Source organism: Niabella terrae (genome assembly GCF_054783135.1).
The window spans coordinates 97,396-113,308 of sequence record NZ_BAAGRD010000004.1 but is presented as its reverse complement, the minus strand read 5'-3'; the positions used below and the strand labels follow the sequence as shown (position 1 = coordinate 113,308).

The window sequence follows — 15,913 nt, the reverse complement described above, 5'->3', positions numbered from 1 at the left end:
AAAGCAGCAACTTATTACAAGAATGGAAGTATCAGAAGAAGATTTGCTTTAAAGCAAGCTAAATACTAATTGCAATTTGCAACAAACTTTGAAAGAGTTTCTGTTAAAACCAGTAACAGCGTTACAAAGATAGTTAAATAAAGTTACAATCCCGGAAAAGATTTAATTGCGGCGATATCAGGCAAACATACCCTATCGGTTTTAAAACAACTATCTTTAAGGCATGTTACAACTCAAGATCGGTGATAAAGTGAAGTTACAACCACCTTTTTCATCAACAAATATCTACACCATTCTTTCCATAGATGGCTCGTATGCCACATTGTTTTGCAAAGGGGAACATAAAAACCTGGTGATCTACATCAAGTGTATTAAAAAACTGGATTAGTGAGCAGCTATCCGAACTGCTACAATAAGGAGTAACACTCGTATACTCTGATTTAATTGATGCCTTTTTACCAACTAAAAATATATAGAGTTGCTATTGGGTTGAATAATATTTTGTATTTTTAGAACTGGTGTTTTTCATAGGTTAGCAACGGCCAGCTTTTTTAAAGGCAGGCCTTTCTTATAAGTTAACCTAATAAATTCTACCTAATTTTAATATTAGCTTATTTTTTTCTACAATTTTCTTCTGCCACTTTAATTTAATCTATAAAATTCCACCATTTTTTATTTATAGTATAAAAATATCTACCTTTATAGAAGAATTAGCCATTTTAGTATCAAATTTTCTCTACCCATGAGCAATCTTCATGAAATTGTTTTTGCTTCTTCTGATAAAGCCGCATCAAAAAAAATCCGGCAGCAACTAAAATCCGGTCTGCTCAGAGAAATCGCCCCACGGGTGTATACAATCAATTTGGCTGATAACCCGGATAAAATTGTGCTCCGGAATTGGTTCTTCATTCTTTCTCACCTGTTTCCGGGTGCCGTCCTCAGCCACCGTAGCGCTTTGGAGGGTAAACCGGTGCAGGGGCATATTTTTCTTAGCTATTCCTCCACAAGAAATGTGCAGCTTCCCGGGCTTACGGTGCATTTATTAAAAGGTGCCGGAAGCGAAGCAGGAGCTATGCACTTGTTTGAAAAACTCCACCGTTCGTCCGAACCAAGAGCCTACCTGGAAAATATGCAGTCAACCCGCAGTACCGCGGATTTCTCCAAAACGCTTGGCCGTGAAGCCCTGGAGGCCAAACTAGAAGCGATTATACGTACAAGAGGAGAAAAAGAACTGAACAAAATACGGGATGAAGCCAGGAGTCTAAGCGATGTCTTAAATATGCCAAAGGAGTTTGAGCGCTTAAACGGTTTGATCAGCGCCTTACTTTCTACCCGCTCCTCCAAAATTTTGAACAGCGATGTGGCCAAAGCCAGGGCCCAGGGCGAACCGTTTGACCCAGGCAGGGATGCGCTCTTTAATCTTTTATACGATTATTTGGCTGACAAAGAATTTAAAAATTATACCGAACACAACACTACCGATAAAGCCTACAATAGCTTTGCCTTTTTTGAAAGCTATTTCTCCAATTTTATAGAAGGAACAGAGTTTACCATCAGCGAAGCCAAAGAAATCATTACTACCGAAACTCCGATGCCATCAAGAGATGAAGATTCGCACGATATTTTAGGTACCTACCAGGTGGTAAGCAACCGCAAGGAAATGAGCATTACACCGCAATCCGCGGATCATTTTTTAGAATTGCTGCGCGCAAGGCACGAGGTCTTGCTGCGGGCCAGAACCGGCAAAAAGCCTGGCCAATTTAAAGACAGGAACAACCGGGCCGGGGAAACAGAATTCGTAAATTGGGAATTAGTGGCAGGAACGCTTAAAAAGGGGTACCAGTGGTATTCCCTGTTGCAGGATGCCTTTGCAAAAGCTGCTTTTATGATGTTCCTGGTAGCGGAGGTACACCCGTTTTTAGATGGTAATGGCAGGATAGCCCGTGTAATGATGAATGCCGAGCTTACGGCAAAAGGGATGTCAAAAATCATTATCCCCACTGTTTACCGGATCGACTACCTGGATGCGTTACGAAAGCTTACGCGCAAACAGGACCCTGCAACCTACGTGCGTATGCTAAGCCGTGCCTACGAGTTTAGCGCCACTGTGCATGGCGAAGATTTAAATGATATGGAGCAATATTTAAGGCAGTGTAACGCATTTGAACAGGGGGAAGAACATATACTTCGGTTCAAAAGCTAAAAAATAAGAGTGGATAACTTGTCGCGTTTAGTTTACTAAAACTAAGTATTTTAGCATTTCATTTTTACCAATACTGGTTGTTTAAATAACCTATTTTAAAAAGCGATATGAACAAAGATTGGTTAGCCATGTTTGAAAAATATGGAGAGCAAGGAGCACGTCAAAGATTTGAAAGAATCTGCGAGTCCTTATTTAGAAAAATGCATCAAAATAAAAATGTAAAGGCTGTAAAAGTTAATCAAGGCGATGGCGGCATTGATATATTTATTGGAGAGCTTGGAGTTGAACCTATTGATGTCATTCAATGCAAATTTTTTATCAGCTTTGGCGATTCCCAGAAAAATCAAATAAGAAATTCTTTTAATACGGCAATTGAATCTTCTGTATATGAGATGAAAAGTTGGACTTTATGCAATTCCTTAGAGTTTGACATAGCACAACATACTTGGTGGAGTCAATGGAAACAAAAGAAGACAACTGAACATCAATTAGATGATCAGTGCATCCAATTAAAAAACGGGAATGAATTAGTTGATCTATTAATAGAGTCTGGTTTATATAATGGTTGCTTTGAAAAAGAAGACAGTTTAAGAATTGAAAAAATATACGACTATATAACGAGACCAGAGAAGGAAGTAGATATTAAAAGGATTATTCAAAACGCTTCCTATTCATTATTCAATATTGTTTTCTTCTTTATAGTCGTTTTGTTTTAAATGTGTAATGGTTTTGAACCGGTAATTGTCATTACTGGTGAAAAAGCTTGCGTATAAGCGGTCTTTGGGTGATAGGATATAATTGAACTTGGCATTTACATCATAAAAATATAAGCCTAACTTACGCTTTTCTTCTTCGGTGTTTGTTAAGGCAACAATAGGCGAAGCCAGTAAATCCCAATAGGTTCGTCTTGCAGAAATCAGAAAAGAACTTTTATCTTTTTTTAGCGGCCCCTCAAATAGAACTTTTGTTGCAAGCATACCTACTGATCCTTCACCGGCTAATTTTTTCATATTACCGTCTTTGGTGGATAGGTCAATAACCGAAGATAACCGCTCACCAAACCGCGCCGGAAAATTCCCTTTGTATATGCTAACATCTTTTATTGCATCGCCATTAAAAGGAGAAAAGATGCCCCCCAAATGGGTAGGGTTGTAAACGGGGATGCCATCCAGTAAAAATAAGGTTTGATCCGGGCTACCGCCTCTTACAATAAGGCCGGTAGTGCCTTCCATTCCCTGAGAAATCCCAGGAAGTGTTTGTATAACTTTCAGGGGATCATTATCTCCTAAAAATTTCGGCATTTTTTTTATCAGGCTGCCGGAGAGCTTTAGCTGGCCGATAGTATTGGTGGCTATCCGGTTTTCGCTGCTTGTTACAATAACTTCATCTTCCTCGGTTACGTCGGGAGTCAATTTTATAATAATGGATTTTGAGCCAATGGATTCTTCTACACTCGTTTTACTAATGTAACCTACATGGCTTCCAGTGAGAGTTATTTTATTCCTATATGGGACAGTTAATGAGAAATACCCAAAAGAATTGGTAGTAGTAACCAAAGGCTTTTCCCCATTGATGACAGATAAGGTTGCACCTATTAATCTTTCGCCTGTTAAGGAATCTTCTATATACCCGTAGATGGATATGCGTTGCGTTTGTGCAAAGCAAAAAGAAGGATTAAAAAGATATCCCATAAGAAGAAGAAAGAACAATTTTTTTTGTGACTTCAAGTAATTGTTTTTAGATTCAAATAATTAATACCTGTTTTCATACACTATGGGCTTTATTGCTATCCTTATGCTTCTTTACGTCTCATGCCCAAACTGATCTTCGAAATAGTAGTATCAATATTGGAGTAAGGCATCCAATGGAGTAATAGTTTGGATGTACGGCCTGCATCTAATATTGGCCATGAACAAAAGTTTTCTTTTCATAGTGTAGGCGATAGCATTTTCTTCATAGCGTTTGAATTTGCCGCAATATTAGCCACAATTAATAGCACGATCAGTATGAAATTTGTTATAAATTATTAAATAATAAGTTATTTATTGTGAAATGCTTTGAATTTGGAGCGCTGCATAAGGTGTGCGTTTCGAAGAAAAATGATTTTATTGAGTAATCAACTTATCAATATTAAAGCAAAATGTTACGAACTTTACTAAAAATGGAAAGATGAGAATGGATGTTTTTAAAGCTAATGGATACACATCTTCGGAAATTCGTTTGAGCACTATTACTGGGAAATAGTGGCATAGAAACTAACACTTACTTTGTTTTTAGACCAGATACCTTGACTACTATTTCTTATAAACGTATTGTTTCCAATACTCACAACCCCTGGAATAATTATTCCAGATTTGTTTCCGTTATCGGGATTGCTTGAAATCCATTCCAGGGAAATAATTATTGGTTGAGAAAATATTAAATTTAATTTCTCGAGATCAACCCTTTGCCAACCGGTTGATTTGCTTGGAACGTCATAAATTATATTCTCATTTTGTAGTAAAGAATCCGGTAACTTATCTTCATTTACAGAATAAATATTAACCCTAAATCTTAAAGCCTCAAAGCTATTAGATGAAATAAAGAAATTAAAATTATGCAATCGGAATGTAGGTTTCTTGGGAGATATAGTTGTTCCTATCTCATTTCCGAGATTATCCTTTATACTATTTCTCTTTGGATTGAATGTTACTTGAATTATTCCTGATTTTTAATTCCTTCCATAAATAGCTTTCTTTCTAAAGCTCGAAACAATTACTTCATTTAATAATGCTTCTTTTTTTTGCAACTCAATTAAAATCGTATCTCTATATGTTAAAGAGTTGAACGGGAGAAAAGTTTGATAATATCCGATAGATGATATTTTAACTGTATCTGAAGGAAAATGTACTGGAAGTTCAAATACCCCGGTACTATCTATACTTGATATGACGAGGCTTTTAAAATGTTACATAAGACTTTAATTTTTTTATACCAGAAAGCATGTCCTCCGCATGCATCAATATTGCAAGGATAAAGAACATTTTTCAAACATATCGTTTCAATAAATTAATTCAACTTAGTATGATGTGAAGCCCAATTAACAACATCGAAAAAAATAATTAACTTAGCTACATCAGTTCTTTCTCACCTTTCTGATAAAAATTTGTTTGCAAATAAAAAAGACCCATCAAGTGAGTCTTTTTTAACTGATTGATAATCAAGTGCCCAGAACAGGAATCGAACCTGCACTCCGTTGCCGAAACAAGATTTTGAGTCTAGCGCGTCTACCAATTCCGCCATCTGGGCTGCTTCGATCAAAATCGGCTGCAATATTACGTATTTTTACCCTGAATATAATAAGCAGCTCAAAAGAATTATTGAACAACTGCTACCTGCAACATTTCTTTTTGGGTAATAGTATCTTTACCAGGAACAAACCTATTTTTTTAAGCACTGCCATATCGACCTCCTTTTGATACAACAAAGAATGAACCGCAAAGTTATATGATTAAAATCGGATTAATTAAAGAAGAAAAGACACCTACCGACAACCGTGTAGCCCTGACCCCTGAGCAATGCAAATGGCTGTTGGGTATCCGTAATGACATTCAGATACGGGTGCAACCATCAACAACCCGTTGTTTTAAGGACCGGGAATATGAACAGGCGGGAATTGAACTGAGTGAAGACATGCCGGGCTGTGATATCCTCCTGGGCATCAAGGAAGTTCCTATCCACCGGTTGATTGATAATAAAACTTACCTGTTTTTCTCTCATACCAAGAAAAAGCAACCCCATAATAAACCCCTGCTCCGGGCAGTGCTGGACAAAAAGATTACGCTGATTGATTACGAATGTCTTGAACATGATGATGGCCAGCGGATGATTGGCTTTGGCTTTTTTGCCGGCATCGTGGGCGCCCATAACGGCATGATGGCTTATGGCAACCGCACGGGGTTATACCGGATGGACCGGGTCTACAAACAAAAAAACTTCAAAGAGCTGATACATACTTATTTTGGGTTGAAATTACCCAATCTTAAAGTCGCCATTACCGGCAGCGGCCGGGTGGCACACGGCCTGATTGAAATCATGAACCTGATGGGGCTGCATGAAGTAGAACCCGAAGACTATCTGGTCCGCCGGTTTTCATACCCGGTATTTACCCAACTGAAAGGGAGCATGCTATACAGTCACAAAACCACGGGGACCTATTTCCGAGAGGATTTTCATCGACATCCGGAAAACTATCACTGCAAATTTTTGCCTTTTGCCGCACAGACAGATATTCTGCTCAACGGGGTCTACTGGGAGCCGGGCATTCCCCCTATCTTCCATCGGGAAGACATACGGAAAGAGGATTTTATTATCCAAACCATTGCCGATGTTTCAGATGATAAATTCGGATCCATCCCGATTAACATCGACAGTCAGCCCATCGAGAATCCCGTCTATGGCGTGGACAAAGAAAGTTTTGAAAAAACGGCACCATATCAAGCCGGCAGCATTGATATCATGGCTGTGGGCAATTTGCCTAACGAATTACCACGTGACGCCAGCCGTTATTTTGGTGAACAATTAATCAAATTTGTACTAGATGATCTGACCGGGGCCGGCAGTCCTGTCCTGGATCGGGCCACCATCGCCAATGCGGGCAGGCTCGGCACTCATTACCAGTACCTGTCAGCATATGCCGATATTACTTCGTGATAGCACAAAAAAAACCGCTTATTGCTAAGCGGCCTTTCCTGTTTTATTAACTTCTCTAAATTAGCGAAGGAACAACAACTCTCTGTATTTAGGCAGATACCATTCCTTGTCATCCACCAGTAATTCCAGCTTATCCGCATGGTAACGGATCTGATCAAAGAAGGCTGCTTTCACCTGGCTCTCGTAAGCGATCGCCTTGGCGCGGGATTCTTCCATTCCATTACAGCTCTTACGGGCTTCGATCATTTTTTCCACCAGGTCACTGGCTTTATTGATATGCTCGGAGATTTTGTCCAGTATCTGTTTTTGATTGGCATAAGCTTCCTCCGGAAGACCGGCGTCTTTGAGTCCGGAAATGTTCTTGGCCAGCAGGTTCTGATAACGAATGGCCGGAGGCAGAATCATACTGGTAGCCATTTCACCCATAATACGTCCTTCGATTTGTACTTTCTTGATGTATTTTTCCAGTTCGATTTCATAACGGGCATGAAGCTCAGATTCAGTAAAGATGCCGTTTTCGATCAAAAGTTTTGTATTCCTTTCGGTGATCATGGCATCGAGCGCCAGCGGTGTGGTTTTTAAATTGGGCAATCCTCTTTTTTCTGCTTCTTTCTCCCAAGCTTCACTGTATCCGTCTCCTTCAAAAAGAATCTTCTCGCTGCTAACGATATATTCGCGGATCACCTGCATGATGGCGATCTCTTTCTTTTCACCTTTCTCAATTAAAGCATCCACATCCTTCTTGAACTGTTTCAGGGTTTCAGCCATGATGGTATTCATGATCGTCATCGGGCTGGCACAGTTGGCAGAAGATCCCACCGCACGTAATTCAAATTTATTTCCGGTAAAGGCAAATGGTGAGGTACGGTTCCGGTCGGTATTGTCCAGCATCAGATCCGGGATATTTTTATGAATATCCAGTTTGAGCATGCTTTCATCCTGCTCATCCATGTTTTCACTAACGCGTTCTTTGATATCATTCAGCACTTTGGCCAGATAGTCCCCAATGAATACAGAAATGATCGCAGGCGGTGCTTCATTGGCACCCAGGCGGTGATCATTCTGGGCAGAAGCAATGGAGGCTCTTAAGATATCGGCATAATCATGTACGGCCTTGATGGTGTTAACAAAGAAGGTCAGGAACATGAGATTGGTTTTCGGCGTCTTGCCGGGTGCCAGCAGGTTCACTCCGGTATCGGTTGCGATACTCCAGTTATTATGTTTACCGCTACCATTGATACCGGCAAAAGGTTTTTCATGCAATAATACCCGCAGTCCGTGTCTTAAGGCGATACGGGTCATCAGGTCCATTAACAGGGTATTGTGATCCACCGCCAGGTTCACTTCTTCAAAAATCGGCGCACATTCAAACTGCGCAGGTGCCACTTCGTTGTGACGGGTTCTCAGCGGAATACCTACTTTATAACATTCGTTTTCAAAATCCCGCATGAAAGCATATACGCGTTCGGGAATGGAACCGAAATAATGATCCTCCAGTTGCTGATTTTTGGCGGAGTTATGTCCGTACAGGGTACGGCCACACATCACCAGATCCGGTCTGGCTCGGAAAAGTCCGTCATCCACCACAAAGTATTCCTGTTCCCATCCCAGGGTCACGGTCACTTTGGAAATATTCCGGTCAAAATAATTACAAACATCCACCGCAGCTTTATTCAAAGCATCTACGGATTTTAACAGCGGGGCTTTATAATCCAGCGATTCGCCGGTATAAGATATAAAGATGGTCGGGATACACAGGGTACGACCATGTCCTATTTCAATAATAAAAGGAGGAGAAGAAGGATCCCATCCGGTATATCCCCTGGCTTCAAAAGTAGCCCGCAGTCCACCATTCGGGAAGGAAGAGGCATCCGGCTCCTGTTGAATCAGGGTAGCGCCGTCAAATTCTTCGATGGGGGTTCCGTCGCTTTTCAGGGTAAAAAATGAATCATGTTTCTCTGCAGTCGTTCCGGTAAGCGGCTGAAACCAGTGGGTATAGTGAGTAACCCCTTTGCTTTCTGCCCAGGCACGCATGCCATTGGCAATATTGGCTGCCATATTACGGTCGATTTTCTGACCGGATCTAATGGAAGACAGGATACTTTTATAAGCATCATCGCTCAGGTACTCTCTGGCTGTTTTAAGATTAAATACATGGGAACCGAAGACCTTGGAGACCTTTGGTGTAATTTTTCCCAGCTCCTCGGTGGAAGTAGGAATACTTGTTAAAGCAGAAATTCTTAACGACATGTGGTGAGTTTGTTTAATTTGGATGCAAATATAGCAAACCTCCCAAAATATTATAAAAATTTTTGATTTTTTTACGCAAAAAACAGATCCTGAATCTCCTAAATTCCGGTTTTAACGGTCAAAATCAAATATTAGTTATTTTTATTATGTATTTTGAGCCTGCGATTACCGAATATAACCATCAATAAAAAAGGCATAAACAAGGGGAGCAGCAGACTCCGGTAGCGTACGGTGGCACCGAGGTTATTTACCGTATATCCGATAATCAGCAATACAGATATACTATAAAACAAAATAAACAGGCCCAGCGGACTCATTTTGTTATGGCGAAAAGACCGGATGGCGGCCAATAGCAGGATCAGCCAGATGATCAGCATTTCCAGATAAGCCGGCAGGATCAGCCACTTGTGTATATCTGAAAAATAAGGGCGCAGCATAGAAAGGGAAACCGCCTGGGGCAGGAGCTGAAGAAAACTTTCCAGACACGGTTCCAGTGCCCGGACTTTTAGCGAGGTCACCCCTCCTTTCAGGGCATTGAAAGCTGCCTGTTTCTCGACAAAGACTGCCGGCAGGTTCCAGCCGGGCAACAGGTACCGGCTTCCAAAGAAGGCAATTACAGCCAATAGATAAACGCTACCAAAGATCCACCAGCGCCGCCTGGGATACTTTTCAGAGAGTATCCAGGCCAGCGCCGCCGGCAGCAGCCCCATCAGTAAATGGTTCTTAAACACAAACAAGATCAGTGCACCGCCCAGTAGCAGCCCCACTCCTTTTGCGTTAAAATTTCCTTTTCGGATATAAAAATACAGGCTGAAAATACAAAGGCTCAGCCCCAGGAAACAGAGTCCGTCTTTATGAATACCGTTATTCCAGTATACAAAGGACGGAATCAGAAAACAGCCCACCAGCAGCCATGGTGACTGGCGTCCAAAATGGGCGCTAAACACCCGATAGAGCGCGGTGGTAGCGAAAAATACCAGAAAACAGTAAAAAATTATATTTATATAATAATTACCCAGGCTGAACAAATCAAATACGGACAGGAGCTTTATGAATGCATTGCCTTTCAGATTATTCCAGTAGGAATGCGCCGAACTAAAGAGGCCGCCATCACCGTAGGGATTTTGAAAAAGGTTCAGCAAATACTGCTGCGGGTGCTGAAACAACAGTTTCGATTCCTTGATCCCCATATAATGGAAGGTCCAGGTATCGTTCATATTGGCGGTCGTGGCTTCATAAATACCGATCCAACCATAAAGAATCCCAAAAATAACGCTGGTCAGAAAAAGCATGACCAGCTGTATTCCGGAAAGTCCCGTAAGTTTAAACCACCGGATCCGGGTAATGATCCAGGAAAATAATATAAGATAGGTACAAAATAGTAGCGCTTCCAAAATATCCTTTAGCCTGTGAATAAGTGCGGAAAAATAATGAATAATTGTTGTATAGTAGTTTGTAGATTTGCGCTTTTTAAACCCCGGGTTACAATTATACGTTTCAAGCAATATAATTCATGGAAATAACAGTAAAAACCGCCGAACAATTACGATTGACCGCAGCAGAATTTGAACTGATTCAGGAGAAACTGGGCAGAATGCCTAATTTCAATGAATTATGTGCTTTTTCCGCCATGTGGAGTGAACACTGCAGTTATAAAAACTCCATTAAATGGCTGAAAACCCTGCCCCGGGAAGGGGGCCGGATGCTGGTTGCTGCCGGTGAGGAAAATGCCGGGTTGATGGATATCGGTGACGGATTGGGCGTTGTTTTTAAAATTGAATCTCATAACCACCCCTCTGCACTGGAACCTTTTCAGGGCGCAGCAACCGGCGTGGGCGGCATCCACCGCGATATTTTCACCATGGGTGCCAGGCCGATAGCGGCACTCAATTCCCTTCGGTTTGGCAAGCTGGAAGAAGCCAAAACCCAGCACCTGCTGGCAGGCGTCGTCCATGGCATCGGCCATTACGGCAATTGTTTTGGTGTACCCACGGTGGGCGGCGAAATATATTTTGATCAGTGTTACCATACCAATCCCCTCGTGAATGCGATGAGTGTGGGGATTGTAAAAACCGGTGATACGGTTTCGGCCACCGCAGAAGGCGCTGGTAATCCGGTAATGTTTGTCGGCAGTGCTACCGGTAAGGACGGCATTGGGGGCGCTTCATTCGCTTCCGCCGATATTACCTCAGAAAGTGTTCAGGAACTGCCCGCTGTTCAGGTGGGTGATCCTTTCCAGGAAAAGAAGCTTTTGGAAGCCTGCCTGGAAGTGATTCAGACAGGCGCCATCGTCGGAATGCAGGATATGGGTGCAGCAGGTATTATCTGCTCTACCGCTGAAATGAGTGCCAAAGGCGGCGCCGGCATGCATATCGACCTCGAAAAAGTGCCTACCCGGCAGCAAAATATGAAAGTCTGGGAACTATTGCTGAGTGAAAGCCAGGAACGCATGCTGCTGGTCGCAGAAAAAGGAAGGGAACAGGAAGTGACTGCTGTATTTGAAAAATGGGACCTTCCCTGTGCAGTGATCGGTCATGTTACCGATGACGGGATACTGAATTTTCATATGAACGGCACCCTGGAAGCCTCCCTGCCCGCTGAGGAACTGGTACTGGGTGGCGGTGCACCTCAATACGAGAGAGCTTATCACCCACCCGCCTACCTGGCTAAAATCCGGGCTTTCGATCCCGGTTCGGTAGCGGTGCCTGAGGACTTAAAAGCCGTTGCCGAAAAACTGATCAGTCTGCCGTCTATCGCATCTAAAAGATGGGTCTATAATCAGTATGACAGCATGGTAGGTACGGTCAACAGTACGACCAATGCGCCCTCAGATGCGGCCATTGTTCATGTAAAAGGTACCCGAAAGGCACTGGCAGTAACAACCGACTGTAACAGCCGTTATGTATATGCAGATCCTTATAAAGGCACCATGATCGCAGTGAGTGAAGCGGCCCGCAATATCGTTTGCAGTGGCGGACAACCCCTGGGTGTAACCAATTGTCTGAACTTTGGTAACCCTTACGATCCCGAAGTGTACTACCAGTTCGTAGAAGCCATCAAAGGGATGGGCGAAGCCTGTCGGAAATTCGATACCCCCGTTACCGGCGGAAATGTCAGTTTTTACAATCAGAACCCTGACGGTCCCATCAATCCCACACCAACGATTGGAATGGTGGGACTGCTGGAAGAGATCGATCAGAAAATGACCCTGGATTTTAAATCCGAAGGAGATCATATCTATGTGCTGGGCTTTCAGACCGACGATATCAATTCATCTGAATACCTATATCATATCCATGGCGTCCGGCACAGCCCCGCCCCTCATTTTGAACTGGAAGCGGAATACTTGTTACAACAGCAACTCTTACAACTGATTGCCGGAAATCTGATCCGGTCTGCACATGACGTAAGCGAAGGCGGAATCTTTGTAACGTTGAGTGAAAGCGGGTTCAATAAAGGTTTGGGATTTGATATCCGGACCAATAGCGATATCCGCAGCGATGCCTTTCTCTTTGGAGAAAGTCAGAGCCGGGTTGTGGTATCCGTCGATGCGGCTAAAACGGAGGAATTCGAAACGGCCGTTGCCGGCATTCTACCTTTTGCCCGGATTGGTTCAGTAAGTTCCGGAGATCTGGTCATCGATGGAGACAACTGGGGCAACATTCAGATCTGGCAACAGGCTTACCAAACATCGATTGAGTGTCTGCTGAAAAAGGAAGCTGCCGGTGATGCACTGAGCAGCCTGTAAAAATTAAGATTATGAGCGAAAAAATAGCCATTATCGGCGGCGGTAATCTCGGAACAGCCATTGCACAGGGACTGATCAACAGTAATTTCTGTGCGGCAGCAGATATTACGATTACCAAAAGAAATATTTCCAGCCTGAAAGCCAGCCTGCCCAAGGCCGTCAAGATTACTTCGGATAATGCTGCTGCCGTGCGCAACAGTCATGTGGTCATTCTGGCGGTAAAACCGTTCCAGGTGGAAGGCGTCATGAAACTCATTGCCCCTGCCCTCACAAAAAAGCAGGTACTGATTTCGGTCATTACGGGAGTAACCGTTACCGACCTGCAGGAAATGGCCGGTCTGGCATTACCGGTTTTCAGGGCCATGCCCAATACGGCCATTGCCATCCGGGAAAGTATGACCTGTATCAGCTACGAAAATGCCACCGATCGTCAGGTACAGTTTGTAACAAAAATGTTCAATACGGTGGGTAAAACCGTTGTAATTGATGATAAGCTGATGGATGCCGCTACTGTCCTGGGCGCCTGTGGCACAGCCTATGCCATGCGGTATATCCGTGCCAATATCCAGGGAGGAATTGAAATTGGATTTGATGCCCAGACGGCGAGCCTGATCGCAGCGCAGACCGTCAAAGGTGCTGCCACCCTGCTATTGACGAATAACAACCACCCCGAACATGAAATCGACAAGGTAACCACCCCCAAGGGCTGTACAATTGTCGGTTTAAATGAAATGGAACACCGGGGTTTCAGTTCCTCACTGATCCGTGGCGTCATCGCCAGCTATAAGAAAATAGCCCGCGACTGAGTCCCGCTTCCGGCGCTGCTGCCGGTAGTTCGTCAAACTTAAATTTTGAATCTCGCGGCAGATTCCTATCTTTGCATGACCTTCATAATTTTCCCAGCCGGGAAGATCTCTGCCGGTCAGTTGAGAGCATAAATTTTTCTTTATTTAAATCATTTTTGTCATCGGACTACTTGTTTGTAATAAGTACCGGATGTCTTTTTTTTGTAATTCAACCAGCTATGGCCAAGTATATTTTTGTTACCGGTGGCGTTTCTTCTTCTTTGGGCAAAGGCATTATCGCAGCTTCTCTTGCCAAACTGCTTCAGGCCAGAGGACTCAGGGTCACCATTCAAAAATTTGATCCCTATATTAATATTGATCCCGGGACCCTTAACCCTTACGAACATGGAGAATGTTATGTGACGGACGATGGTGCGGAAACAGATCTCGATCTGGGCCATTATGAAAGATTCCTGAACATTTTTACCTCCCAGGCCAATAATGTTACTACGGGTCGCATCTACCAGACAGTAATTAATAAAGAAAGAGAAGGCGCCTATTTGGGCAAAACCGTGCAGGTTGTCCCCCATATTACCAACGAGATCAAAAGAAGGATGATGGAACTGGGTAATACCGGGAATTATGATATTGTCATCACTGAAATTGGCGGTACCATCGGTGATATCGAGAGTCTGCCTTTTGTGGAAGCCATACGTCAGCTGCAATGGGAACTTCCCGAAGAGGATACCGTGATCATTCACCTGACGCTGATCCCCTATCTGAAAGCGGCCAAGGAATTAAAAACCAAACCCACCCAGCACAGCGTGCGTATGCTGAGTCAGGAAGGCGTGAGCCCCGACATTATCGTTTGCAGAACGGAAAGACCATTGACACCGGAACTGAAAAGGAAAATCGCCTTATTCTGTAACGTCAAGCAGGAAGCGGTCATCGAAGCCGCCGATCAGTCGACCATCTACGAAGTTCCCCTGGCTATGCTTCGTGAAAAACTGGATCTCACCTGCCTTAAGAAGATGAATATCACCGAATACAAGGAACCCGACCTGACCAAATGGCACAGTTTCCTGGATAAACTTAAATATCCAAAGACGGTCGTTCGGATCGGACTGATAGGAAAATACCTGGAGCTCCAGGATGCCTACAAGTCTATTCTGGAAGCTTTTGTTCATGCGGGCGCGGTTAATGAATGTCAGGTGCAGATTTCCAATATTCATAGTGAATACATCACGCCGGAAAACGTTGCAGAAAAACTAACAGGTCTGGACGGACTGCTGGTCGCACCGGGATTTGGACTGCGGGGCGTGGAAGGTAAGATTACGGCTGTTAAATATGCCCGGGAAAACGGACTGCCTTTCTTTGGCATCTGTCTGGGCATGCAGATGGCAGCCATTGAATTTGCCAGAAATGTATTGGGCATCAAAGAAGCCAATTCAACTGAAATGGACGAAAACAGTACCGAACCGGTTATCGATCTGATGGAAGATCAGAAAAAAGTTACGGAAAAAGGTGGCACCATGAGACTGGGCGCCTACAACTGTGAGCTCAAAGCAGGCAGCCTGGCACACCGGATTTACGGTACCGATCAGATCAGTGAAAGACACCGTCACCGTTGGGAGTTCAACAACAAATATCTCGAGGACTTTGAGAAAGCCGGCATGATCGCCAGCGGTAAAAATCCCGACAGCGGACTGGTGGAAATTATTGAGCTGCCAGAACATCCTTTCTTCATCGGCGTACAATATCACCCGGAACTCAAAAGTACGGTAGAAAACCCCCAGCCTATTTTTGTTAACTTCATCCATGCGGCCATGGATTATAATGAGTCCAATGCCCGCCAGTATAAAGCGGCCCTGAGTAATTCCTGAGGAGCGGCTAACAGACTTTATATTTATCCTCCGGGCTTAAAGGATCATCGCTACAGGCCCGGGAAATCATTTTGCCCCAACCCCGGCTGACAGATCGTATACAATGACTTCCGGGCCCATCACAGTTCCTGTCGGATTGCTGCATCCGGAATATCCCGGCCCACTCCTGCCTTAGTCTAAAATTTTTCAGCGGCCCTCCCATTTTAAGGAATATAATTGTACATTTATTGCTAAATCTTTTTTGCTATACATATAATCCTAAACGACAGCACGTATGAAGAAGCCGCTGCGGCCATTTTACTTAAAACAGTTGCAGCGATGTTTGTCTTGCGTGATGATTATTAAAAACTAA

The 15,913-nt window shown here is 43.4% G+C and carries 11 protein-coding genes and 1 tRNA gene; 7 read left to right on the top strand and 5 right to left on the bottom strand.

The window, feature by feature from the left end; genetic code table 11:
• Positions 1-223 precede the first annotated feature (223 nt).
• The 3 genes from ACYVI9_RS05840 (at position 224) to ACYVI9_RS05830 (ending at position 2,919) form a co-directional block, all read left to right on the top strand.
• Entirely contained in the window at positions 224-388 is a 165-nt protein-coding gene (locus ACYVI9_RS05840) for a hypothetical protein (protein WP_460761904.1), read from the top strand.
• Between the two features lie 354 nt (positions 389-742).
• The gene (locus tag ACYVI9_RS05835; RefSeq protein WP_460761902.1) at positions 743-2,203 is read left to right on the top strand and encodes a Fic family protein; all 1,461 of its coding nucleotides are present in this window, start codon (positions 743-745) and stop codon (positions 2,201-2,203) included.
• A gap of 107 nt (positions 2,204-2,310) precedes the next feature.
• Positions 2,311-2,919, top strand: a complete 609-nt coding sequence (locus tag ACYVI9_RS05830) for a restriction endonuclease (RefSeq protein ID WP_460761901.1) — start codon at positions 2,311-2,313, stop codon at positions 2,917-2,919.
• Here the strand turns inward: ACYVI9_RS05830 and ACYVI9_RS05825 are convergent.
• From ACYVI9_RS05825 to ACYVI9_RS05815, 3 genes are all read right to left on the bottom strand, one after another.
• Entirely contained in the window at positions 2,878-3,930 is a 1,053-nt protein-coding gene (locus ACYVI9_RS05825; protein ID WP_460761899.1) for a TonB-dependent receptor, read from the bottom strand. The two genes, ACYVI9_RS05830 and ACYVI9_RS05825, sit on opposite strands and share 42 nt — an antisense overlap.
• A 503-nt stretch (positions 3,931-4,433) precedes the next feature.
• Positions 4,434-4,805, bottom strand: coding sequence for a hypothetical protein (locus tag ACYVI9_RS05820; protein ID WP_460761898.1), 372 nt, complete (start codon positions 4,803-4,805; stop codon positions 4,434-4,436).
• Between the two features lie 602 nt (positions 4,806-5,407).
• Positions 5,408-5,491: transfer RNA gene (locus ACYVI9_RS05815), tRNA-Leu, on the bottom strand.
• Positions 5,492-5,689: 198 nt separating this feature from the next.
• On the opposite strand from ACYVI9_RS05815, the gene ACYVI9_RS05810 reads away from it, so the two are divergent.
• Positions 5,690-6,895, top strand: coding sequence for an NAD(P)-dependent oxidoreductase (locus ACYVI9_RS05810; RefSeq protein WP_460761896.1), 1,206 nt, complete (start codon positions 5,690-5,692; stop codon positions 6,893-6,895).
• Between the two features lie 60 nt (positions 6,896-6,955).
• Here ACYVI9_RS05810 and ACYVI9_RS05805 read toward each other — a convergent pair whose 3' ends face one another.
• Both ACYVI9_RS05805 and ACYVI9_RS05800 read right to left on the bottom strand, forming a co-directional pair.
• Positions 6,956-9,145, bottom strand: a complete 2,190-nt coding sequence (locus tag ACYVI9_RS05805; protein WP_460761894.1) for a glutamine synthetase III family protein — start codon at positions 9,143-9,145, stop codon at positions 6,956-6,958.
• Between the two features lie 131 nt (positions 9,146-9,276).
• On the bottom strand, positions 9,277-10,539 hold the full coding sequence (locus ACYVI9_RS05800) for a hypothetical protein (RefSeq protein ID WP_460761892.1): 1,263 nt from the start codon (positions 10,537-10,539) through the stop codon (positions 9,277-9,279).
• 119 nt (positions 10,540-10,658) lie between these two features.
• Here ACYVI9_RS05800 and purL point away from each other — a divergent pair, with 119 nt between their 5' ends.
• From purL to ACYVI9_RS05785, 3 genes are all read left to right on the top strand, one after another.
• The gene (gene purL, locus ACYVI9_RS05795; protein ID WP_460761889.1) at positions 10,659-12,893 is read left to right on the top strand and encodes a phosphoribosylformylglycinamidine synthase subunit PurL; all 2,235 of its coding nucleotides are present in this window, start codon (positions 10,659-10,661) and stop codon (positions 12,891-12,893) included.
• 11 nt (positions 12,894-12,904) lie between these two features.
• Positions 12,905-13,699 (top strand): pyrroline-5-carboxylate reductase, encoded by a 795-nt coding sequence (proC, locus tag ACYVI9_RS05790; RefSeq protein ID WP_460761886.1) that lies wholly within the window; start codon positions 12,905-12,907, stop codon positions 13,697-13,699.
• Between the two features lie 218 nt (positions 13,700-13,917).
• Positions 13,918-15,561 carry a CTP synthase gene (locus ACYVI9_RS05785; protein WP_460761883.1) on the top strand — a complete coding sequence of 548 codons (1,644 nt, stop codon included), beginning with the start codon at positions 13,918-13,920 and terminating at the stop codon, positions 15,559-15,561.
• Positions 15,562-15,913: the final 352 nt, after the last annotated feature.